A 258-nucleotide genomic window follows, 5' to 3' on the forward strand; every position below is an offset into this window, starting at 1 on the left:
CGCCGGGCGGGCCAGGGCCGCGGCCAGGCGGCCATCGGCCAGCGTCGCCAGCCGGGCATCGAACTCGGCCTGCAGCGCCTTCAGCGAGCTGGCGCGATCGGCCGCACCCGCGGCGGCATTGGCCTGGGCCAGCAGCGCCCGGTAGGCCTCGGCCTCGACCACCACGGCCTCCGGATGCTGGTGGTTGGTGACCACGATCGCGCCCTGGGCACGGACCCGGCGCATCAGCCCGGGCCAGCCCTTGGTCTTGATGTCGCT

1 protein-coding gene is annotated in these 258 nt (G+C 75.6%); it reads right to left on the minus strand.

The annotated features are described in order from the left end of the window. On the minus strand, nucleotides 1-258 hold a 258-nt coding region (locus SB775_RS31135; protein ID WP_410865136.1), incomplete at both ends, for a hypothetical protein.

The sequence above is a fragment of the Peribacillus sp. SIMBA_075 genome, from assembly GCF_046534585.1.